This is a genomic window from Curtobacterium sp. MCLR17_034, from assembly GCF_003234485.1.
GTDB lineage: Bacteria > Actinomycetota > Actinomycetes > Actinomycetales > Microbacteriaceae > Curtobacterium > Curtobacterium flaccumfaciens.
Genome location: NZ_QKTH01000007.1, coordinates 153,873 through 175,314, shown reverse-complemented (window position 1 = coordinate 175,314; position 21,442 = coordinate 153,873). Strand labels below are relative to the sequence as shown.

15 protein-coding genes and 1 pseudogene are annotated in these 21,442 nt (G+C 70.9%); 7 read left to right on the top strand and 9 right to left on the bottom strand.

Annotated elements, in window-relative coordinates; all coding sequences use genetic code 11:
• Positions 1-469 (bottom strand): annotated as a pseudogene (locus DEI98_RS09820) (hypothetical protein); the annotation flags it as partial.
• A gap of 23 nt (positions 470-492) precedes the next feature.
• On the opposite strand from DEI98_RS09820, the gene DEI98_RS09815 reads away from it, so the two are divergent.
• The 4 genes from DEI98_RS09815 to DEI98_RS09800 all read left to right on the top strand — a co-directional run bounded on the left by DEI98_RS09815 (position 493) and on the right by DEI98_RS09800 (position 5,895).
• Positions 493-1,074: a DUF3000 domain-containing protein gene (locus DEI98_RS09815; RefSeq protein ID WP_017886108.1), complete on the top strand. Its 582-nt coding sequence runs from the start codon at positions 493-495 to the stop codon at positions 1,072-1,074.
• The gene (locus DEI98_RS09810; protein WP_375334813.1) at positions 1,071-2,408 is read left to right on the top strand and encodes an HRDC domain-containing protein; all 1,338 of its coding nucleotides are present in this window, start codon (positions 1,071-1,073) and stop codon (positions 2,406-2,408) included. Before DEI98_RS09815 ends, DEI98_RS09810 begins: the two co-directional genes overlap by 4 nt.
• Before the next feature lie 128 nt (positions 2,409-2,536).
• Entirely contained in the window at positions 2,537-3,754 is a 1,218-nt protein-coding gene (locus tag DEI98_RS09805; RefSeq protein ID WP_110863846.1) for a thiolase family protein, read from the top strand.
• Positions 3,755-3,756: 2 nt separating this feature from the next.
• Positions 3,757-5,895 (top strand): 3-hydroxyacyl-CoA dehydrogenase NAD-binding domain-containing protein, encoded by a 2,139-nt coding sequence (locus DEI98_RS09800; protein ID WP_110863847.1) that lies wholly within the window; start codon positions 3,757-3,759, stop codon positions 5,893-5,895.
• 116 nt (positions 5,896-6,011) lie between these two features.
• Here the strand turns inward: DEI98_RS09800 and dxs are convergent, their stop codons facing one another.
• The 5 genes from dxs to dut all read right to left on the bottom strand — a co-directional run bounded on the left by dxs (position 6,012) and on the right by dut (position 13,073).
• The gene (gene dxs, locus DEI98_RS09795) at positions 6,012-7,949 is read right to left on the bottom strand and encodes a 1-deoxy-D-xylulose-5-phosphate synthase (RefSeq protein ID WP_111100635.1); all 1,938 of its coding nucleotides are present in this window, start codon (positions 7,947-7,949) and stop codon (positions 6,012-6,014) included.
• Between the two features lie 132 nt (positions 7,950-8,081).
• Positions 8,082-10,898, bottom strand: coding sequence for an aconitate hydratase AcnA (gene acnA / locus DEI98_RS09790; protein WP_111100634.1), 2,817 nt, complete (start codon positions 10,896-10,898; stop codon positions 8,082-8,084).
• A gap of 128 nt (positions 10,899-11,026) precedes the next feature.
• Positions 11,027-11,731, bottom strand: a complete 705-nt coding sequence (locus tag DEI98_RS09785) for a DUF3159 domain-containing protein (RefSeq protein WP_258370793.1) — start codon at positions 11,729-11,731, stop codon at positions 11,027-11,029.
• A 131-nt stretch (positions 11,732-11,862) separates the two neighbouring features.
• Complete coding sequence (locus tag DEI98_RS09780) at positions 11,863-12,585, bottom strand: DUF3710 domain-containing protein (protein ID WP_027465470.1); 723 nt, start codon at positions 12,583-12,585, stop codon at positions 11,863-11,865.
• Positions 12,582-13,073 carry a dUTP diphosphatase gene (gene dut, locus DEI98_RS09775; protein ID WP_071403948.1) on the bottom strand — a complete coding sequence of 164 codons (492 nt, stop codon included), beginning with the start codon at positions 13,071-13,073 and terminating at the stop codon, positions 12,582-12,584. The genes DEI98_RS09780 and dut overlap by 4 nt, the downstream gene beginning before the upstream one ends.
• 63 nt (positions 13,074-13,136) lie before the next feature.
• On the opposite strand from dut, the gene DEI98_RS09770 reads away from it, so the two are divergent.
• Positions 13,137-13,568 (top strand): DUF3093 domain-containing protein, encoded by a 432-nt coding sequence (locus tag DEI98_RS09770; RefSeq protein WP_110859581.1) that lies wholly within the window; start codon positions 13,137-13,139, stop codon positions 13,566-13,568.
• A 128-nt stretch (positions 13,569-13,696) separates the two neighbouring features.
• Here DEI98_RS09770 and DEI98_RS09765 read toward each other — a convergent pair whose 3' ends face one another.
• On the bottom strand, positions 13,697-13,996 hold the full coding sequence (locus tag DEI98_RS09765) for a DUF4193 domain-containing protein (protein WP_017886098.1): 300 nt from the start codon (positions 13,994-13,996) through the stop codon (positions 13,697-13,699).
• Positions 13,997-14,294: 298 nt separating this feature from the next.
• Here DEI98_RS09765 and sepH point away from each other — a divergent pair, with 298 nt between their 5' ends.
• Entirely contained in the window at positions 14,295-15,323 is a 1,029-nt protein-coding gene (sepH, locus tag DEI98_RS09760) for a septation protein SepH (RefSeq protein WP_163343679.1), read from the top strand.
• Between the two features lie 30 nt (positions 15,324-15,353).
• Here the strand turns inward: sepH and DEI98_RS09755 are convergent, their stop codons facing one another.
• Positions 15,354-16,520: an alkaline phosphatase family protein gene (locus DEI98_RS09755; RefSeq protein WP_181438001.1), complete on the bottom strand. Its 1,167-nt coding sequence runs from the start codon at positions 16,518-16,520 to the stop codon at positions 15,354-15,356.
• Positions 16,521-16,563: 43 nt separating this feature from the next.
• Here DEI98_RS09755 and DEI98_RS09750 point away from each other — a divergent pair, with 43 nt between their 5' ends.
• Positions 16,564-19,050 (top strand): DNA topoisomerase (ATP-hydrolyzing) subunit A, encoded by a 2,487-nt coding sequence (locus DEI98_RS09750; RefSeq protein ID WP_111100642.1) that lies wholly within the window; start codon positions 16,564-16,566, stop codon positions 19,048-19,050.
• Between the two features lie 233 nt (positions 19,051-19,283).
• Here DEI98_RS09750 and DEI98_RS09745 read toward each other — a convergent pair whose 3' ends face one another.
• Positions 19,284-21,410, bottom strand: a complete 2,127-nt coding sequence (locus DEI98_RS09745; RefSeq protein WP_111100632.1) for a type IIA DNA topoisomerase subunit B — start codon at positions 21,408-21,410, stop codon at positions 19,284-19,286.
• Positions 21,411-21,442: the final 32 nt, after the last annotated feature.

Sequence of the window (21,442 nt, the reverse complement as noted above, 5' to 3'; positions counted from 1 at the left end):
TGTATAAGAGACGGGTGGGGATGTCGACGTCCTCGACGGGCACGTCGAGTTCGCCCGGGGTCAGGTAGAACCAGCCGCCCCAGCGTCCGCGACGTGCGGCGGTCGGGTCGCCGGCGTCGATCGCGATGATGCGGCGCGTGACGGTGGTGTCGGTCGTGCCGAGGACCTCGCCGACGCGCATGTGGCCGGTGCCGCCGCCGAACCAGAGCGAGTAGCGGCCCTGCAGCTCGGTGTCGGCCGTGCGCTCGATCGTGACGGTCTTCCGGACCGGGTCGACGGCGTGGATAGGGACGCGTTCGTTGCGCTTGCGGTCGGGGGTGACGACGGCACGGGCGACGGCGGCGACGAAGCCACCGATGACGGCCGTCCCCACCGCGGCAGCTGCCAGACCGGCGCCGAGTGCGATGAACCCGGCCGATCGAGCGGTCTCCTGGACGACGTCCTCGGCGGGTCGCGCGGATCGGGACATGGCCCGGAGCCTAGTCTGCATGTGTGTCCGAAACCCGAGAGCCCGACGCCTTCGCGCGGCTCCGCGCGTTCGTGTCCGGCGGCAGCGGCCGTGCCGAGACCACCGTCACCGAGATCCCCTCGCCGACCCGGATCGCACCGTTCTCGATCGCCCTGGCGGCGGACGTGTCCGGCACCGCGCACGGCGTCGAGTCGGACCTGGGGACCGGTCGGTTCATCGCCCTGTACGACCCGGAAGAACCCGAGGGCTGGGGCGGCGCGTTCCGTGTCGTCTCGTTCGCGCAGGCGCCGCTCGAGCCGGAGATCGGCGTCGACGAGTTCGTCGCCGACGTCACCTGGAGCTGGCTCGTCGACGCGCTCGAGTCGCACGGTGCGACGTACGACCACGCCTCGGGCACAGCCACCAAGATCATCTCGCGCGGGTACGGCGACCTCGCCGCACAGGGCGACGGCGCCCAGCTGGAACTCCGCGCGTCGTGGACACCACGCGGCGACGACCTCACCGCACACGTCCGGGCCTGGCAGGACATCGTCGCCATGCTCGCCGGTCTGCCGCCCGCATCGGACGGCGTGACCCTGCTGGCCCCGAGGAGGCTCGCCAAGTGACCGACCCCGCTCCCCAGGACGCCGCTGGATCGACCGGCCCGGCTGCGCCCGCAGCCACGGCTGCCGGTTCGACTGCTCCGGCTGCCGCTGCCGGCCCGACTGCTGCCGCCGCCGGCCCCGCCTTCGAGGCGTCGCACGACGCCGTCAAGGTCATCGACACCCGCGAGGACTACCTCGAGGCGGTCGCCGCCATCGCCGCCGGCCACGGCCCCGTCGCGGTCGACGCCGAGCGCGCCAGCGGCTACCGCTACTCGCAGCGCGCCTACCTGATCCAGGTCTTCCGCCGCGGTGCCGGTGCGTTCCTGTTCGACCCGATCCCGATCGGCGACTTCTCGGAGCTGCAGGCCGCCATCGTCGACGAGGAGTGGCTGTTCCACGCCGCCTCGCAGGACCTGCCGTGCCTGCAGGAGGTCGGCCTCGTCCCGACGCGCATCTTCGACACCGAGCTCGGTGCCCGGATCGCCGGGTTCCCCCGCGTCGGCCTCGGCGCCGTCGTCGAGCAGCTGCTCGGCATCACCCTGGCCAAGGCGCACTCGGCCGCCGACTGGTCGACCCGTCCCCTGCCGCAGTCGTGGCTCGTCTACGCGTCGCTCGACGTCGAGCTGCTGCCCGACCTCCGCGATGCCCTCGCCGAGAAGCTCGACGAGGCCGGCAAGACCCGGATCGCCCAGGAGGAGTTCGACGCGGTCCTGCACCGTGCGCCGAAGCCCGCCCGTGCCGAGCCCTGGCGTCGCCTGTCCGGCATGCACGCGCTCCGTGGTGCGCGAGCACTGGCGATCGCCCGGTCGCTCTGGCTCGCCCGCGACGAGTACGCCCGACAGGCGGACATCGCCCCCGGGCGCACGATCCCCGACTCGGCGATCGTCGCCGCCGCGGCCGCTGCACCCGAGTCCCGCGCCGAACTCGGTGCGCTGAAGACGTTCACGGGCCGCGCCAGCCGTTCCGAGCTCGACCGCTGGTGGGCCGCCGTCGAGGAAGGCCGCACCACCGAGGACCTCCCCCGTCTGCGCGGTGCCGGCGAGGCCACCCTGCCCCCGCCCCGAGCCTGGGCGGACCGCAACCCGGCCGCCGACCGCCGGTACAAGGCCGCGCGCGCGGCGGTGACGAAGCGTGCCGAGGAACTCGACATCCCGCTCGAGAACCTGCTCACGCCGGAGACGCTCCGGCTCGTGTCGTGGGCCCCGCCGTCGCCGCCGTCGACCGAACTGGTCGGCGCCGCCCTCGCCGAGCACGACGCCCGCCCGTGGCAGGTCGAGGAACTCGCGTCGATCATCGCCTCGGCCTTTGTGGCTGCTGCACAGCGGCCCGCGGCGACGGACGACGACGAGTCGTAGGAACTGCCCAACCGGCATGCGGCCGCCCAGGCTGGGGGCATAGCGTCGGGAGGGTCGCCGGGCGAGGCCCGGCCAGGCCGGAGCGACCTGCGTTCCGGCCCGATCGATGAGGATCTGGGAGGCCCGGATTGCCAAAGGCATCAGACGTCGTGTTCGTGGACGGCGTTCGCACACCGTTCGGACGAGCCGGCGAGAAGGGGGTGTTCTGGAAGACCCGGTCCGACGACCTCGCGGTGCACGCGATGCGCGGACTGCTCGACCGGAACACCTTCGACACCGCAGCGGTGGACGACGTCGCCGTCGCGGCCACCACGCAGCAGGGTGACCAGGGGCTGACGCTCGGCCGCACCGTGGGCATGCTCGCTGGTCTGCCGAAGTCGGTTCCCGGCTACGCGATCGATCGCATGTGTGCCGGTGCCATGACGAGCGTCACGACGCTCGCGGGTGCCATCGCCTTCGGCGCCGCCGACATCGCGATCGCCGGTGGTGTCGAGCACATGGGCCGGCACCCGATGGGCTTCAACGCCGACCCGAACCCACGCTTCGTCGCGGAGCGCATGGTCTCGAGCGACGCCCTCGTCATGGGCGCCACCGCGGAGCGCCTGCACGACCGCTTCCCCGCGATCACGAAGGACCGCACGGACGCCTACGCCGTCCAGTCCCAGCAGCGCTACGCCGCCGCATGGGCGAACGGGAAGCTCCAGCCGGACGTCATCCCGGTCGAGGTCAACAAGGGCGACGGCTGGGACGTCGTCAGCACCGACGAGCCGCCGCGGCCGGGGACCACCCTGGAGGCGCTGGCCGCGTTGAAGACGCCGTTCCGGCCCCACGGACGGGTCACCGCCGGCAACGCAGCCGGTCTGAACGACGGTGCGACCATGAGCCTGCTCGCGTCCGAGGACGGTGCGAAGCAGCACGGACTGTCGACGAAGATGCGCATGGTCTCGTTCGCCTTCGCCGGCGTCGAGCCCGAGGTCATGGGCGTCGGCCCGGTCCCCGCGACCGACAAGGCCCTGTCGAAGGCCGGCCTGTCGATCGACGACATCGGCCTGTTCGAGATCAACGAGGCGTTCGCCGTCCAGGTGCTCGCGTTCCTCGACAACTACGGCATCGCCCAGGACTCCCCGAACGTGAACGCCTGGGGCGGCGCGATCGCCGTCGGCCACCCGCTCGCGTCGAGTGGTGTCCGGCTGATGAACCAGCTCGCCGCACAGTTCGCCGAGCGACCGGACGTCAAGTACGGCATCACCACGATGTGCATCGGGCTCGGCCAGGGCGGCACCGTCATCTGGGAGAACCCGAACCACAGCAAGTCGGCCGAGCGTTCGGCTCGGAAGGGGGCGTGACCATGACCATCGTCGACAACGACCGACTGGCCGAACTCAGCGAGGACGAGGTCGTCACGCACTCGTTCGTCAAGTACGTCACGATGCCCTCGGGTGGCACGCTGGCGCTCATCACGCTCGACAACGGCAAGGACTACAAGCGGCCGAACACCCTCGGGCCCCGCACGCTCCGCGAGCTGTCCGGCGTGCTCGACACCCTGAAGACCGAGGCCGCCGCGGGCACGATCCAGGGCGTCGCGATCACCGGCAAGGAGTACTGCTTCGCCGCCGGCGCCGACCTGTCGCAGGCAGCGGCGGTCCCGTCGCGCGAGGCCGCCCACGACCTGGCCGCCCTCGGGCACGCCACGCTCCGCAAGTTCGCCGACCTCGGGGTGCCGTCGTTCGCGTTCGTGAACACCCTGGCGCTCGGCGGTGGGCTCGAGATCGCCCTGCACTGCACCTACCGGGCGTTCTCGTCCGCGGCGCAGGGCATCGGCCTGCCCGAGGTGTTCCTCGGCATCATCCCCGGCTGGGGCGGCGCGACGCTGCTCCCCCGCTTGATCGGCCCGGAGCGCGCGCTCCGCGTCATCGTCGAGAACCCGCTCAAGAACAACCGCCTGATGGACGGTCCGGCCGCGGTCGAGATCGGCATCGGCGACGTGCTCGTCCCGTCCGTCACGTTCCTGCCCTCGGCCGTGGCCTGGGCGGACGGCGTCATCACCGGAACGACCAAGGTGGTTCGGAAGAACGAACCGGGCATGCTCGAGAAGGCCGCCTGGGGCACCGTCGTCAAGGTCGCCCGCGGACAGGTCGCGTCGAAGATCGGCACCGTGCCGAAGTCGCCGTTCCGGGCGCTCGACCTCGTCGCCGCCGCCAAGTCGGGCTCGCTCGACGAACGCTTCGCAGACGAGGATGAGGCCCTCGCCGACCTCATCTCGGGCGACCAGTTCGCCGCGTCGATGTACGCCTTCGACCTCGTGCAGAAGCGTGCAAAGAAGCCCGTCGGCGCTCCCGAGGGCGTCGAACCGAAGAAGATCACGAAGGTCGGCGTCCTCGGCGCCGGGCTGATGGCGTCGCAGTTCGCGCTGCTGTTCGCCCGACGTCTCGGCGTCCCCGTCGTCATCACCGACGTCGACCAGTCCCGTGTGGACGCCGGCGTCGAGCGGATCCGCGGCGAGGTCGCGAAGCTGCTCGACAAGGGCCGGATCTCCCCCGACGACGCGAACCGCATCACCGCACTCGTCAGCGGCTCGGTGTCCTACGACGCCTTCGCCGACGCCGACTGGGTGATCGAGGCCGTCTTCGAGGAGATGACCGTCAAGCAGGAGGTCCTCCGGAAGATCGAGCAGGTCATCGCACCGGACGCCATCCTCGCCACGAACACGTCGTCGCTCTCCGTCGACGAGATGGCGTCGGTCCTCACCAACCCGGAGCGACTCGTCGGCTTCCACTTCTTCAACCCGGTCGCGGTCATGCCGCTGCTCGAGGTGGTGCGCGCGGCGAAGACCTCGGACGAGGCCCTCGTCACCGCCCTCGCCGTCGCGAAGACCCTGAAGAAGACCGCGATCATCACCGCGGACCAGCCGGGCTTCGTCGTCAACCGGGTGCTCGCGCGGGTGCTCGGCGAGGCGATGCGCGGCGTGGAAGAGGGCACCTCGTTCGACACCGTCGCCCAGGGTGCCGCGCCCCTCGGTTTGCCGATGTCGCCGTTCGAGCTGCTCGAGCTCGTCGGGCTGCCGGTCGGCGCGCACGTGCTCGACTCGCACCACGCGGCCTGGCCGGAGCGCTTCTACCCCGGTGACGGGCTGAAGAAGATCGCCGAGCACGGGACGATCCTGACCCGCGACAAGAAGGGCAACGCGACCGGGTACGACCCCGCCGCCGTGAAGCTCGTCGCGCCCTCCAAGAAGGACGCGAAGCCGGTCGACGCCGCCGAGATGCAGCGCCGGTTCGAGGACGCCCTGGCCGACGAGCTGCACCGCATGCTCGAGGACCGGGTCGTCGAGCACGTCGAGGAGATCGACCTCGGGCTCATCCTCGGTGCCGGCTACCCGTTCCAGGCCGGTGGGATCAGCCCGTACCTCGACCGCAGCGGTGCGTCCGAGCGGGTCTTCGGCGGCACGTTCCACGAGCCCCGGATCGTCGGCCCCGCCTCCCGCTAGGGCCCAGCACGCAAGACACCGGTGTTCGCGCACCGAACACGCGCAAAGTGCGGCGTGGAGCGCGAACACCGGTGTCTTGCTGACCGGAACGGAACCAGCTTGCCGCGGCCGAGCGGTCAGCGGTCGGACGCCGCCGACTCGCGGGACCGCGCGGGCTTCGCCTGCGGCAGCTTCGTCCCGACGACCTGGTCGATGACGTCGCGGGCGATGGCCTGCGCCGTCAGCCCCGCGTCGGCGAGGATCTGCGACCGGGTCGCGTGGTCGATGAACGCGTCGGGCAGCCCGAGCTCGTTGACCCCGGTGTCGACCCCGGCGGCACGGAGGTCCTGCCGCAGCCGGGTCCCGACGCCGCCGACCCGCACGCCGTCCTCGATGGTGATCACGAGTCGGTGCGTCCGCGACAGCTCGATCAGCGACGCGGGGATCGGGACCACCCAGCGCGGGTCCACGACGGTGACGCCGATGCCCTGCGCCTCGAGCAGCGCCGCGGCCTCGAGGGCCACCGGCACCATCGACCCGACGGCGACGAAGAGCACGTCCTCGACGTCGTCCGCGGCTGCGTGCAGGACGTCCACACCATCGGAGAGCCGACGGACCGCGGGGATGTCCGGTCCGACCTGCCCCTTCGACCACCGCAGCACGGTGGGGGCGTCGTCGACGGCGATCGCCTCGCGGAACTCCTCGCGCAGGGTCGCAGCATCGCGGGGCGCGGCGATCCGGATCCCCGGCACGACCTGCAGCAGCGCGAGGTCCCACATGCCGTGGTGCGAGGGGCCGTCCGGGCCGGTGATGCCGGCACGGTCGAGCACGAACGTCACGCCGGCCTTGTGCAGGGCGACGTCCATCAGGACCTGGTCGAACGCGCGGTTCAGGAAGGTCGCGTAGAGCGCCACCACGGGGTGGAGTCCCCCGTAGGCCAGACCCGCGGCGGTCGTCACGGCGTGCTGCTCGGCGATGCCGACGTCGTACACGCGGTCGGGGTGCTGCTCCTGGAACAGGTGCAGCCCGGTCGGCCGGAGCATCGCCGCCGTGATGGCGACGATCCGGGGATCCGCGGCGCCGGCTTCGGCCACGGAAGACGCGAACACCGAGGTCCACGACGGGCCCGACGCGGCGTCGAGCGACTCCCCCGTCTCCGGGTCGATGTGCCCGACCGCGTGGAACTGGTCGGCCTGGTCGCGCAGTGCGGGCTCGAAGCCGTGGCCCTTCTCGGTGATCGCGTGCACGATCACGGGAGCGCCGTACTCCTTGGCCTGCCGGAGCGCTGCCTCCATCGCCTGCTGGTCGTGCCCGTTCACCGGGCCGATGTACTTGATGTCGAGGTTCGAGTACAGCGCCTCGTTGTTCGTCAGCCGCGACAGGAAGCCGTGCAGGCCCCCGCGCATGCCCCGGTACACCGCACGACCCGGAGCGCCGAACCGGGCCGCCACGGCCTGCGTGCCCTCGTACAGGGCCCGGTACTCGCGGCGGGTGCGCACGGAGCTCAGGAACCGCGCCATGCCACCGATCGTCGGGGCGTACGAGCGGCCGTTGTCGTTGACGACGATGACCAGTCGACGGTCGTTGTCGTCGGAGATGTTGTTGAGCGCCTCCCACGTCATGCCGCCGGTGAGGGCGCCGTCCCCCACCACCGCGACGACGGTGCGGTCGGTCTGCCCGGTCTGCCCGAACGCGCGGGAGATGCCGTCGGCCCACGACAGCGACGACGATGCGTGCGAGGACTCGACGATGTCGTGCTCGGACTCGCTCCGCTGCGGGTAGCCCGCGATCCCGCCGCGTTCGCGCAGCTTCGAGAAGTCCTGGCGCCCCGTGACGAGCTTGTGCACGTACGACTGGTGCCCGGTGTCGAACACGAACGGGTCGTTCGGCGAGTCGAACACGCGGTGCATCGCGAGCGTCAGCTCCACGACGCCCAGGTTCGGCCCGAGGTGCCCACCGGTCTTCGCGACCTCGGCGACCAGGAAGCGTCGGATCTCGGCGGCGAGGTCGGTCATCTGCGCGTCGGAGAGACGCTTCAGGTCGCGCGGCGACGTGATGCTGGCGAGCAGGCTCACGGGCGCTCCTTTCGTGGGGCTGTCGGCCCACTCTATTCCGGGGACCCGACAACGGACGGGAGGCGCGGTGCCAGCTGGCACCGCGCCTCCAGGCCGGTCGTCGGTCGCGTCAGCGACCCGTGCGCACGACGCTCAGACGAGCGAGCGGAGCACGTACTGCAGGATGCCGCCGTTGCGGTAGTAGTCGGCCTCGCCGGGGGTGTCGATGCGGACGACCGCGTCGAACTCGATCGGCTGCTTGCCGGCCGGCGAGTGCTCGCTCGGCGTCGCGGTGACGTGCACCGTCTTCGGGGTGCGGCCCTCGTTCAGCTCGGTCAGCCCGGAGATCGAGACGATCTCGGTGCCGTCGAGCCCGAGGGACTCGACCGTCTCGCCCGCCGGGAACTGCAGCGGGACGACGCCCATGCCGATGAGGTTCGAGCGGTGGATCCGCTCGAAGCTCTCGGTGATGACCGCGCGGACACCGAGCAGGTTCGTGCCCTTGGCAGCCCAGTCACGGGACGAGCCGGAGCCGTACTCCTTGCCACCGAAGATGACGAGCGGGATGCCCTGCTCCTGGTAGTGCTGCGAGGCGTCGTAGATGAACGACTGCGCACCGTCCGGCGTCGTGAAGTCACGGGTGTACCCGCCCTCCACGCCGTCGAGCAGCTGGTTGCGCAGACGGATGTTCGCGAACGTGCCACGGATCATGACCTCGTGGTTGCCGCGACGCGAGCCGTAGGAGTTGAAGTCCTTGCGGTCGACGCCGTGCTCGGCGAGGTACTGGCCGGCGGGGCTGTCGGCCTTGATCGAACCGGCCGGCGAGATGTGGTCGGTCGTGACCGAGTCGCCGAGCTTCGCGAGCACCCGGGCGCCGGAGATGTCCGACACGGCGTCGGGCTGCATCGTCATGCCCTCGAAGTACGGGGGCTTCCGGACGTAGGTCGACTCCTGGTCCCACTCGAAGGTGTCGCCGGTCGGGGTCGGCAGGTTCTTCCAGCGGTCGTCGCCCTCGAACACGGAGCCGTACTCGTGGGTGAACATCTCGGTGTCGATCGACTCGTCGATGACCTGCTGCACCTCGGCCGCGTCGGGCCAGATGTCGGTCAGGTAGACGTCGTTGCCGTCCTGGTCGGTGCCGAGGGCGTCCTTGTCGAAGTCGAAGTGCATCGACCCGGCGAGGGCGTAGGCGATGACCAGCGGCGGGGACGCCAGGTAGTTCATCTTGACGTCGGGGTTGATCCGGCCCTCGAAGTTGCGGTTGCCCGAGAGCACCGCGGTGACGGCGAGGTCGTTGTCCTGCACGGCCTGCGAGATCTCCTCGGGCAGCGGGCCCGAGTTGCCGATGCAGGTGGTGCAGCCGTAGCCGACCGTGTAGAAGCCGAGCTGCTCGAGGTAGGTGGTGAGACCGGCCTTCTCGTAGTAGTCGGTGACGACCTTCGACCCGGGTGCGAGGGTGGTCTTCACCCAGGGCTTCGCGGTGAGGCCCTTCTTCGCGGCGTTCCGGGCGAGGATGCCGGCGGCCATCATGACCGACGGGTTCGACGTGTTCGTGCACGACGTGATGGCGGCGATCGCGACGGCACCGTGGTCGATCGTGAACGGGTCGGCCCCGTCCATCGCGACCTTCGTCGGCGCCGAGGCGGTCGACGGTGCGCTCGACACGTGCACGTGCTCGTGCAGCGCAGTGTCCTCGTTGGTCGAACCGGCGGCGATCGGGTCGGAGGCCGGGAACGTCTCCTCGACCGCGTCGTCGAGGTCGGTCTGCTCGGACGGCGTCGTGTAGTTGTTCAGGTCGAGCTCGAACTGGGTCTTCGCGTTCGTGAGCTCGATGCGGTCCTGCGGACGCTTCGGGCCGGAGATGGAGGGCACGACCGTGGAGAGGTCGAGCTCCATGTACTCGGAGTAGTTCGGCTCGACCGACGCGTCGTGCCACAGGCCCTGGGCCTTGGAGTACGCCTCGACCAGGGCGATCTGCGCCTCGTCGCGACCGGTCAGCCGCAGGTAGTCCAGCGTGACGTCGTCGACCGGGAAGATCGCCGCCGTCGAACCGAACTCGGGCGACATGTTGCCGATGGTGGCGCGGTTGGCGAGCGGGACGGCGCCGACGCCCTCGCCGTAGAACTCGACGAACTTGCCAACGACGCCGTGCTTGCGGAGCTCCTGCGTGATGGTGAGCACCACGTCGGTCGCGGTCACGCCGGCCGGGATCTCACCGGAGAGCTTGAAGCCGACGACCTTCGGGATGAGCATCGACACGGGCTGGCCGAGCATCGCGGCCTCGGCCTCGATGCCGCCGACGCCCCAGCCGAGCACGCCGAGGCCGTTCACCATCGTGGTGTGCGAGTCGGTACCGACCAGGGTGTCCGGGTACGCGTACGTCTCGCCGTCGAAGTCACGCGTGTAGGTGACCTTCGCCAGGTACTCGATGTTCACCTGGTGGACGATGCCGGTGCCCGGCGGGACGACCTTGAAGTCCTCGAACGCAGTCTGGCCCCAGCGGAGGAACTGGTAGCGCTCACCGTTCCGCTCGTACTCCAGGTCCGTGTTGCGCTGCAGGGCGTCCGTGCTGCCGAACAGGTCGGCGATGACGGAGTGGTCGATGACCATCTCGGCCGGGGACAGCGGGTTGATCTTGTTCGGGTCGCCGCCGATGTCCGCCATCGCCTCGCGCATGGTGGCGAGGTCGACGATGCACGGCACACCCGTGAAGTCCTGCATGACGACGCGTGCCGGCGAGAACTGGATCTCGGTGTCGGGTTCCGCGTCGGGCCGCCAGGAGCCGAGCGCCCGGATCTGCCCCTCGGTGACGTTCTTGCCGTCCTCGGTGCGGAGGAGGTTCTCGAGCAGCACCTTCAGGCTGTAGGGCAACTTCTCGTGCCCGGGAACCGAGTCGATCCGGTGGATCGCGTAGTCGACACCCCCAACCGACAGTGTGTCCTTCGAGCCGAAGCTATTGACTGCAGCCACCGTGCCGCCTCCCTACTGATCGGTTTGCCCTCATCCTCGCGGGCCGTGGACCGTCCCACCAGCAAGGCAAACCTAATCCCGAGGACGCGTGCGCGCCCTGCGAGAACTATCTTGATGTCGAGAGAACTCTACACCGGGGCGACGTCGTCGCGTCGGACGAACACGGTGCGGACCAGCAGCCAGGTCACCCAGAGCACCGCCGCGTACAGCGGCACGCCGAGGATGAGCTTCAGCCCGGCGAGCAGTTCGACCTGCGCCGTCAGGTACAGCGGGACCTCCACCGCGAGCCGGACCGCGAACAGCCCGACCCAGATCCAGGTGGCGACCGTCAGCACGCGGCGCTTGACCGGGTCGGCGCGCCAATCGACGTGCGAGCCGTCCTCGTTCGCGGGCAGCAGGAAGCCGACGACGAGTCCGATGAGCGGCCAGCGGATCGCCAGCGTGATCAGCAGTCCGACGAGCCAGACCGCGTTGATGACGATCCCGGGGATGAAGTTGCTCTCCGCGCGGCCGGTGATGAGCGCCAGGCCGGCCGAGACCGCGACGCCGAGGATGCCCGCGAACGACATCGTCACCGACTGCCGCTGCAGCAGCCGGAGCACCACGAAGACGAGCCCGACCGCCACCGGGATCACGACGCTCGGCACGAGCTCCTTCGTGATCGCGTAGACGACCAGGAACGCGAACCCGGGCAGCACCGACTCGGCGAGCCCACGCACCCCGCCGACCGCGCCGAGCAGCGCCCGGCCGGACGGTGCCTCACCGGGTGCCACGCGGGCGATCCCGGCGTTCTGCACGGCGTCACGGAACTGCGCGGAGAACGAAGGCGCCACCGAGGGCTCAGCCGCCGGCGCCACCGATGACTCAGCAGCCGGTGCAACGGGGTCGGAGCCAGCCGTCTCGGGTCGTGGGGTGTCGTCGTGGTCCGGCACCGTGCCTCCAGGCGGGGTTGGTCGTCAGTCGGTCAGATCGCGGTCTGCGTCGACTTGGGCATGTGCAGCGGGATGAGGTCGCGCGGCGGCATCGGCGTCGTGCCGCGCACGACGACGACGCTGCGGAACAGCTCCTCGATCTCGCTCGCGTCGTCGGGCTGCTCGGCGGCCTTGCCGGCGATCACGCCGCGCAGGAACCAGCGCGGGCCGTCGACGCCGACGAAACGGGCCGGACGGGAGCCCGCGGTGCCGCCGTCGCCGTCCACGGCGACCGGGACGGACGCGCGGAGCTCGGGGCCGAACGGGCCGTCGACCTCGGTCACGACACCGCCCTGGCGCTCGATCTGCTCGGCGATCTGGGCGCGGATCTCGTGCCACAGGCCGGTGGACCGGGGTGCCGCGAACGGCTGGACCTGCAGCGTGGACTCGTCGTAGTCGAGCCCGACCGCGACGACGCGCTGCGAGCCCTCCTCGACCTCGAGGCGCAGGTGCAGGCCCTCGCGCGGGAGCACCTTCACCCCGCCCAGGTCGACGTAGGGGCGGACCAGGTTCGCCTCGGTCTCGTCGTGGGGGCCGTTCTCGGCCCGGTCCTCCGGAGCGGACTTGTCCGTCGGGGCGACCGCGTCGACCTCGTCGAGGTCCGCGTCGGCATCCGTCGCGATGTCGACCTCAGGGGACGTGTCCGCGACCTCGATGTCGTCGGCGACGGCGTCCGCCACCTCGACCTCGTCCCGCTTGCGTCGGCCGAACTTCATGCGCGCGTTCCTTCCTGAGCGTCTGCGGCGGCACCGGTCACGGCGTCGCTCCGGTCACCGTAGCCCGACGAGCCGAACCCGCCCTGTCCGCGGACGCTGTCCGGCAGGTCGTCGACCCGGGTGTAGGTCACCTGCGGCACCGGCATCACGATCAACTGGGCGATGCGGTCGCCGACGTGCACCTCGTACGGTTCCGTCTGGTCGGTGTTGAGCAGAGCGACCTTGATCTCCCCGCGGTAGCCGGAGTCGACGGTGCCGGGGCTGTTCACGATCGTGATGCCGTGCTTCGCAGCCAGGCCGCTCCGCGGGACCACGAACGCGGCGTACCCCTCGGGCAGCGCGATGCGCAGGCCCGTGGCGGCCAGGTGTCGCTCCCCCGGCTGCAGCACGAAGGCCTCGGTGGAGACGAGATCGGCACCCGCGTCGCCGGGGTGGGCGTGGCCGGGAGCGTGCTCCCCGGTCCAGAGGACGTCGACTGGTTCGGTCACGTGACGAGGGTAGTGCAGCCGTGACCGTTCCGTGACCTCGCTCGCTCGTGATCGAATGGACCCGTGACCCTGTACCGCGAACGACTCTGGGCCCCGCCCGCCCTCTACCTGGCGACGGCGCTCGTCATCCCCGCCACCCTGCTCGTCTTCCTCCCCATCAGCGTCCTGGCCGGCGTCCTCGTGGCGATCGGGATGGAGCTCGGGGTCCTCGTCCTCCTGTGGGCACTCGCACCCACCATCGAGGTCACCGACACCGAGTTCCGCGCGGGCAAGGCCCACCTCCCCCGCACGCTCGTCGGCACGACCGAGGCGTTCGAGGGCGCAGCGGCCACCGAGCAGCGCGGGCCGGCACTCGACGCCCGCGCCTGGACCCTCTTCCGCGGCTACGTCCGCGGGGTCGTCAAGGTCGAGGTGCGCGACGACGCGGACCCGACGCCCTACTGGCTGGTCAGCGTCCGGCACCCGGGCAAGGTCGTCGAGGCGCTGCGGTCCTGACGGACCACGGTCCACGGCCTGGAGGCGCGGCTCGGCCCAGCCTCGCAGCACACGACGAAGGCCCCGCATCCCTGGAGGATGCGGGGCCTTCGCTGATCGTTGCGTCGAGAGCGACGCGGCTGTGCTCGCTAGAGCGAAGCGCACTCCGCGCACACCGGTCCGAGCTTCGACTCGTGGTCGAGCTGGGAGCGGTGCTTCACGAGGAAGCACTCGACGCAGGTGAACTCATCGACCTGCGGGGGCAGCACCACGACGTCGAGGTCGACGTCGCTGAGGTCCTGCCCGGCGAGTTCGAAGCTGCCGGGGTTGTCGGAATCATCGTCGACGACCCCCGACATCTTGTCGGGAACGCGCTCCTTGAGGGCCTCGATCGACTCTGAGTCAGAGTTGTCGTCGGTCTTCCGGGGGGCGTCGTAATCGGTGGCCATGCCCATCCATTTCTCGTATCGAGAGGTCGTCGCCGGGTGATCGGCGGCGACAGTTTGCACCACGCCCCGCCAGAGCGCAAACCGAGTGCTGCGGCGGGTCGTGCTGGCTGTGCAACCCATGACCGGAACCGGACATTCCCGACACCCGTTGCCGGAGCGCCGCCCGCCCGGGATCGGCCGTGCGGATGTCCGCGGCACGCCCGTGCGCCTCCCCGGAAACCGCCCGTCGTCCCTGCATACTCACGGGGTACGACAGCAGGACCGTACGCGACGCTGGGAAGGCGGAACCATGCAAGACGTGAGAGTCATCGGAGTCGAGTCCGGCGCACTCCTCCTGGCGACCGACGGCGGCACCGAGTTCCGGTTGCCCGTCACGTCGTCGCTGGCAGGCCAGGTGCGCCAGGCGAACCCCGACGCCGGTCCGCAGAAGCGGGTCTCCCCCAAGGACGTCCAGGCGCGCATCCGTGGTGGCGCCGACGCCGCCGACGTGGCCGCCGCGCTCGACGTCGACGTCGAGTACGTCCGCCGCTTCGAGGGCCCGGTCCTCGCCGAGCGTGCCTTCATCCTCGACGCGTCGCACCGTGTGCCGGTCACTCCGGTCGACGACGAAGCCCCCGACACCTTCGGCCCCGCGATCACCGCGAAGCTCGAGGCCGGCGAGGCCACCGCGATCACCTGGGGCTCCTGGAAGCACCCGGAGAGCGGCTGGCAGGTCCGCGTCCGCTACACCGCTGGCGAGGTCGAGCACGACGCCCAGTGGCACTTCGACCCCAAGACCTCGACCCTCGTGCCGGACAACGGCGACGCGCACCGGCTGTCGCACACCGACGACGAGGGCATCGCCCCGCGTCTGCGTGCGGTCGAGTTCGAGCAGCAGGACGACGACGGCACCCGCTTCGACTCCGGCGCCTTCCGCGTCGACGAGCCGGAGCAGCCGGCCGCCGAGCCCGAGCCGTCGCAGCACGCACCGCTCCGTGCACCGCTGCCCCGCATCGGCCAGGCCGCCGTGGAAGAGCGTGCTCCCGGCAACGAGACCGCCGACCTGCTCGAGGCGCTCCGCCGTCGCCGCGGTGAGCGCGAAGCAGCGTCCTTCGGCGAACAGCGCGACGAGTCCGCCCGCGGCACGTCCATCAGCGTCGTCGACATCCCGCTGCAGGGCTTCGAGGACGGCGGCGCGCACGACACCGCGCCGCAGTCGACCGATGCCCGTCCGGCGTCGGCGCCCGAGCCCGAGAGCCGTGGCGAACGCAAGAAGCGCAACCGCCGCTCGATGCCGAGCTGGGACGAGATCGTCTTCGGCACCCGCCCGGACGACGACCCCGCCTGATCCGCACGTCGCCCGTCGGCGCTGGCGCCCTCAGTGGGCGAACGCGCCGGCGAGCCGGAGCGGCACGATCGTCTCCTCGTCGGTCATCGCCCCGTGCTGGCCGATCATGCGCTTCGGCGTCTCGTCCTCGCGCAGGGCACGGTCGTCGTTGAACGCCCACGAGCCGCGCGCCACGACGAGCACGTCGCCGATGCGCGGCACCACCTGGTCGGACACCTGCCCGAACCACCCGGCCTCGATCGCCTCGGCACGGCTGGCGACGGAGGCCTTCTTGCCGTAGCGGGCCCGGAACGCGCCGACCAGGGCGCGGACGTCGGTACCGGGTGCGACGGTGAGCTGGCGGCAGCGCGGGTCACCCGCGACGCCGACGACGTCGGTGAGCAGCAGCGGGTCGATGGCGATGTTCGCGTGGTCCGGCACGTCGAGCACACCGTGGTCCGCGGTCACCAGGACCCCCACGTCGTCGGCGGTCCGTGCATCGAGGCGGGCGAGTTCCCCGTCGAGCAACTCGAGGGCGGCCGTCCACCGGTCGGACTGCCAGCCGTACTTGTGCCCGATCGAGTCGAGCTCCGGCACGTACAGGTAGACGAGCGAGCGGCCGGTGGCGGTCTCGGCCAGTGCGGCGTCGACGCGCTGCGCGATGGTGTCCGCCGACACGTACCGGGCGCCGCCGAGCACGTTCGCGGTCATCCCGGACGAGCGGTACCGGCCCGGCCCGACGACGACGGGGTCCAGCCCGAGCTCCGTGGCCCGGGTGAACAGGGTCTGCGTCAGGAACCAGTCGGCGGGCACCTCGGTGTCCCAGCCGCCGAGCAGGTTCATCACGGCACCGGTGTCCGGGTTCCAGCCGCTGTACCCGACGACGCCGTGGGTGCCGGGCGAGCGGCCCGTGGTCAGGGTGCTCAGCGCCGCCGCGGTCGTCGTCGGGAACCCGCTCCGGAGCTTCTTCGCGGTGCCGGTGCCCTTCGCGCCGGTCAACCAGCGGGCGTGCCCGGCGCGCGCCGCCAGCGCGGCGGAACCGAGGCCGTCGACCAGCACGACGATCGCCGAGCGGGCGGGGCGGAGGGTGATCCGGGCCTCCAGGCCGTCGTTCCGCAACCACGCGTCGTCCGCAGCGCCGAGCGCCACGAGGCAACTCGGGAAGACGTCGGCGAGGTTCGCGACGGCGTCGGGGGCCGTCGGTACGCTTGTTCCCATCCCACGAGTCTCCCAGACGACTCCGGTTCTCCAGAAAGGTGCCATGGCACGCACGGACGTAGTCGGCCTGCCCGACGGTGAGCGCATCGAGGACGTCGACGTCTCCGAGGAGATGCAGGGCTCCTTCCTCGAGTACGCGTACTCCGTCATCTACTCGCGGGCGCTGCCCGACGCCCGCGACGGCCTGAAGCCGGTGCAGCGTCGCATCCTGTACCAGATGGCCGAGATGGGGCTGCGGCCCGATCGCGGACACGTCAAGAGCGCCCGCGTCACCGGCGAGGTGATGGGCAAGCTGCACCCGCACGGCGACGGCGCGATCTACGACGCGCTGGTCCGCATGGCCCAGCCGTTCACGATGCGCGTGCCGCTCGTCGACGGTCACGGCAACTTCGGCTCGCTCGACGACGGCCCCGCTGCCGCCCGGTACACCGAGGCCAGGCTCGCCGAACCGTCGATGGCGATGACCGAGGGCCTGGGCGAGGACGTCGTCGACTTCGTCCCGAACTACGACAACCAGATCATGCAGCCGGGCGTGCTGCCGGCGGCGTTCCCGAACCTGCTGGTCAACGGCGCCTCCGGCATCGCGGTCGGCATGGCCACTAACATGGCGCCGCACAACCTCGGCGAAGTCGTCGAGGCCGCGAAGCACCTGCTCATGAACCCGCAGGCCAGCCTCGAAGAGCTCATGGAGTTCGTCCCCGGCCCCGACCTGCCGTCCGGCGGCACGATCGTCGGGCTCTCCGGGGTCCGCGACGCCTACGCCACCGGCCGTGGTTCGTTCCGCACCCGCGCCAAGGTGAGCGTCGAGAACCTCACCCCGCGCAAGGTGGGACTCGTCGTCACCGAGCTGCCGTACCTGGTCGGCCCCGAACGCGTCATCGAGAAGATCAAGGACGGCGTCCAGTCCAAGAAGCTCGTCGGCATCTCGGACGTCAACGACCTGACCGACCGCAACCACGGGCTCCGGCTCGTCATCGGCATCAAGAGCGGCTTCAACCCCACCGCCGTGCTCGAGCAGCTCTACAAGCACACCCCGCTCGAGGACGGCTTCGGCATCAACAACGTCGCGCTGGTCGGCGGGTCGCCGCGCACCCTCGGGCTCCGTGAGCTGCTCGACGTCTACGTGCAGCACCGCCTCGACGTCGTCACCCGCCGGTCGCAGTACCGGCTGGCACGACGCAAGGAACGGCTGCACCTGGTCGAGGGCCTGCTCATCGCGATCCTCGACATCGACGAGGTCATCCAGGTCATCCGCACCTCCGACGACTCCGAGGCGGCGCGCAACCGCCTGCGCGACGTCTTCGACCTGTCCGAGGTGCAGGCCGAGTACATCCTCGAGCTGCGCCTGCGCCGCCTGACGAAGTTCTCACGGATGGAGCTCGAGGCCGAGCGCGACCAGCTGCTCGCCGACATCGCCGCCCTCGAAGAACTCCTGGCGTCCGACGAACGGCTCCGCGCGCAGGTCGCCCTCGAGCTCACCGAGGTGTCCGACAAGTTCGCGACCCCGCGGCGCACGCTGCTCACCGAGGCCGACGCCCCGGTGAAGGGCGGTCGGAAGGCCGCGGTCGACCCGGAGTCCCTGCAGATCGCCGACTCGCCCTGCCGCGTGCTGCTCTCCACCACCGGACGGCTCATCCGCGTCGACATCCCGACGTCGGAGCTCGGCATCGTCCGCGTGCCGAAGCGCTCGAAGCACGACGCCGTCCGCTCCGCCGTGGTGAGCACGGTGCGGGGGCAGATCGGCGCGATCACCTCGACCGGTCGTGTCCTCCGGCTCTCCCCCGTCGACGTCCCCGCCGTACCGCCCGCCGCGGTCCGGCTCGACGCCGGCGTCCGGGTCACCGACTTCCTGGCGCTCACCAAGGGCGAGACCGTCATGGCGATCGTCGACCTGTCCGGCGCGTCGTCGGACTCGCTGGCGATCGGCACCGCACACGGCGTCGTGAAGCGCGTCGTGGCGGGTGCATGGCCCGACAAGCCGGAGTTCGTCGCCATCGGCCTGAAGCCCGGCGACCACGTGGTCGGCGCTGCCCAGGCCCCGGAGTCCGACGACCTCGTGTTCATCAGCTCGAACGCACAGCTGCTGCGGTTCCCGGCGTCGGTCGTCCGGGCGCAGGGGCTGCCCGCGGGTGGCGTGGCCGGCATGGCCCTGGCCGACGGCGCCTCGGTGATCTGGTTCGGCTCGGTCGCCCGCTCCGACGACGCCGTGGTCGCCACGGTGTCCACCACCTCGACCGCACTGCCCGGCACCGACGCCGGCCGCGCCAAGGTCTCCGCCCTGTCGGAGTTCCCGGCGAAGGGCCGCGCCACCCAGGGTGTCCGGGCGCACGCGTTCCTGAAGGGCGAGGACGGGCTCACCGTGGGCTGGGCCGGCATCGCGCCGCCGCACGCCGTCGGCACGGACGGCGCCGCACGGACCCTGCCCGACTGGCTGTCGAAGCGTGACGGGTCGGGTGCCCCGCTCGAGGCGGTCATCGGCTCGATCGGCGGCAGCGCCGCGACGCTCGACGGCACCGCCGGCGAGGCGTAGGCGCGCACTGGTTTCGCGCCTGGCGACACCTCACGCCCGTGGGGATGCGTGAGGTGTCGCCCAGCGCGTGAGAACGCAGGGCGCACCGGCCTGGAGGCGCGCCGCGGCCCCGCCACGGGCCTCCCGTCCGGCATCGCGGAAGCGACAGAACCCCGCCGACAGTCGGCGGGGTTCTGTCGCTCTTGCGCCATGGACCGTGCGCGTCGGCCGAGCGGTGTCGCTTTCGCGACGCGCTACGCGTCGATGCGGTCGCGGTCCAGGCCCTCGCCGGCCAGGATGAACTCCTTGCGCGGCGCGACGTCGTTGCCCATGAGCAGCTCGAAGACCTTCGCGGCGCCCTCGGCATGGGTCACGTTCACCCGGCGCAGGGTGCGGTGCGCGCGGTCCATCGTGGTCTCCGCGAGCTGGTCGGCGTCCATCTCGCCGAGGCCCTTGTACCGCTGGATCGGCTCCTGGTACTTCTTGCCCGTCTTCTCGAGCTTCTTCAGCACCGTCTGCAGCTCCTGTTCGGAGTACGTGTAGAGCGTGTCGTTCGGCTTGCCGCGGTTCACCACGACGACCCGGTGCAGCGGCGGCACGGCGGCGAAGACCCGGCCCTGTTCGATCATCGGCCGCATGTAGCGGAAGAACAGCGTCAGCAGCAGCGTGCGGATGTGGGCGCCGTCAACGTCGGCGTCCGACATGATGATGATCTTGCCGTAGCGGGCCTGGTCGATGTCGAACGTGCGGCCCGAACCGGCGCCGATGACCTGGATGATCGACGCGCACTCGACGTTCGAGAGCATGTCCGACACGGACGCCTTCTGCACGTTGAGTATCTTGCCGCGGATCGGCAGCAGCGCCTGGTACTCGCTGTTGCGGGCGAGCTTCGCGGTGCCCAGCGCCGAGTCGCCCTCGACGATGAAGAGCTCGGTGCCCTCGGTCTCCTGCGAGCGGCAGTCGGCGAGCTTCGTCGGCAGCGAGGAGTTCTCGAGCGCGTTCTTGCGGCGCTGCGTCTCCTTGTGTGCCCGCGCCGAGATGCGGGTCTTCATCTCGGACACGACCTTCTCGAGCAGGGCGGCCGACTGTGCCTTCTCGGTGCGCTGCGTCGAGGTGAGGATCTCGGTGATGCGCTTCGACACGACCTGGTCGACGATCTTGCGGACCGCCGGGGTGCCGAGGATCTCCTTCGTCTGCCCCTCGAACTGCGGCTCGGGCAGGCGCACCGTCAGCACGGCGGTCATGCCGGCGAGCACGTCGTCCTTGTCGAGCTTGTCCTGCCCGACCTTGAGCTTGCGGGCGTTCGCCTCGACCTGGGCACGGACGGCCTTGACGACGCCCGACTCGAACCCGGCCTGGTGGGTGCCGCCCTTCGGCGTCGCGATGATGTTGACGAAGCTGCGGAACACGGTCTCGTAGCCACTGCCCCAGCGGAGCGCCAGGTCGACCTCGCACTCGCGCTCGACCGAGGTGGAGACCATGTGGCCCTTGTCGTCGAGCATCGGCACGGTCTCGGTGAAGGTGCCGGTCCCTTGCACGCGCCAGACGTCGGTGAGGGGGCTGTCGACGGCGAGGTGCTCGACGAACTCACCGATCCCGCCCTCGTACCGGAAGCGCTCCACCACCGGCCCCGCGGCCACGGTGGTGCCCGTCGCCTCGGCCCGGGCGGCAGCGGCGTCGATCGACGCCGCGCGCTCGTCGGTGATGGTGATGCCGAGCCCGGGCACGAGGAACGCGGTCTGCCGTGCACGGGTGACCAGGTCGTCGGTGCTGAACCGGGCGTCGGCGGTGAAGATCTGGCGGTCCGCCCAGTAGCGGATCCGGGAGCCGGTGACGCCCTTCTTGACCTTGCCCACGACGCGCAGTTCGCTGCCGGACGTGAAGGGCGCGAACGGGGCGTCCGGGCCGATGCCCTTGTTGTCGTCGAAGATGCCGGGCTCGCCGCGGTGGAACGACATGGCGTAGGTCTTGCCGCCCCGGTCGACCTCGACGTCGAGGCGCTCCGACAGCGCGTTCACGACCGAGGCGCCGACACCGTGCAACCCGCCCGAGGCCGCGTAGGACCCCGAGCCGAACTTGCCGCCGGCGTGCAGCTTGGTGAACACGACCTCGACGCCGGTGAGGCCGGTCTTCGGTTCGACGTCGACGGGGATGCCCCGGGCGGTGTCCCGGACCTCGACCGAGCCGTCGGCGTGCAGCACGACACCGATCTCGTCACCGTGCCCCGCGAGGGCTTCGTCGACCGAGTTGTCGATGATCTCCCACAGGCAGTGCATGAGGCCCCGGGAGTCCGTCGAGCCGATGTACATGCCCGGCCGCTTCCGGACCGCCTCGAGCCCTTCGAGGACGGAGAGATGGCGTGCGGAGTAGTCGGAGCTCACCGTCGGAGTTTACCGAGCGGCACCGACAGCAC

Coding starts and splice junctions, on each gene's coding strand:
- DEI98_RS09755 (WP_181438001.1), bottom strand. CDS start 16,520: ATGGGAACAAGCGTACCGACGGCCCCCGACGCCGTCGCGAACCTCGCC.
- DEI98_RS09750 (WP_111100642.1), top strand. CDS start 16,564: ATGGCACGCACGGACGTAGTCGGCCTGCCCGACGGTGAGCGCATCGAG.
- DEI98_RS09800 (WP_110863847.1), top strand. CDS start 3,757: ATGACCATCGTCGACAACGACCGACTGGCCGAACTCAGCGAGGACGAG.
- DEI98_RS09780 (WP_027465470.1), bottom strand. CDS start 12,585: ATGAAGTTCGGCCGACGCAAGCGGGACGAGGTCGAGGTGGCGGACGCC.
- DEI98_RS09765 (WP_017886098.1), bottom strand. CDS start 13,996: ATGGCCACCGATTACGACGCCCCCCGGAAGACCGACGACAACTCTGAC.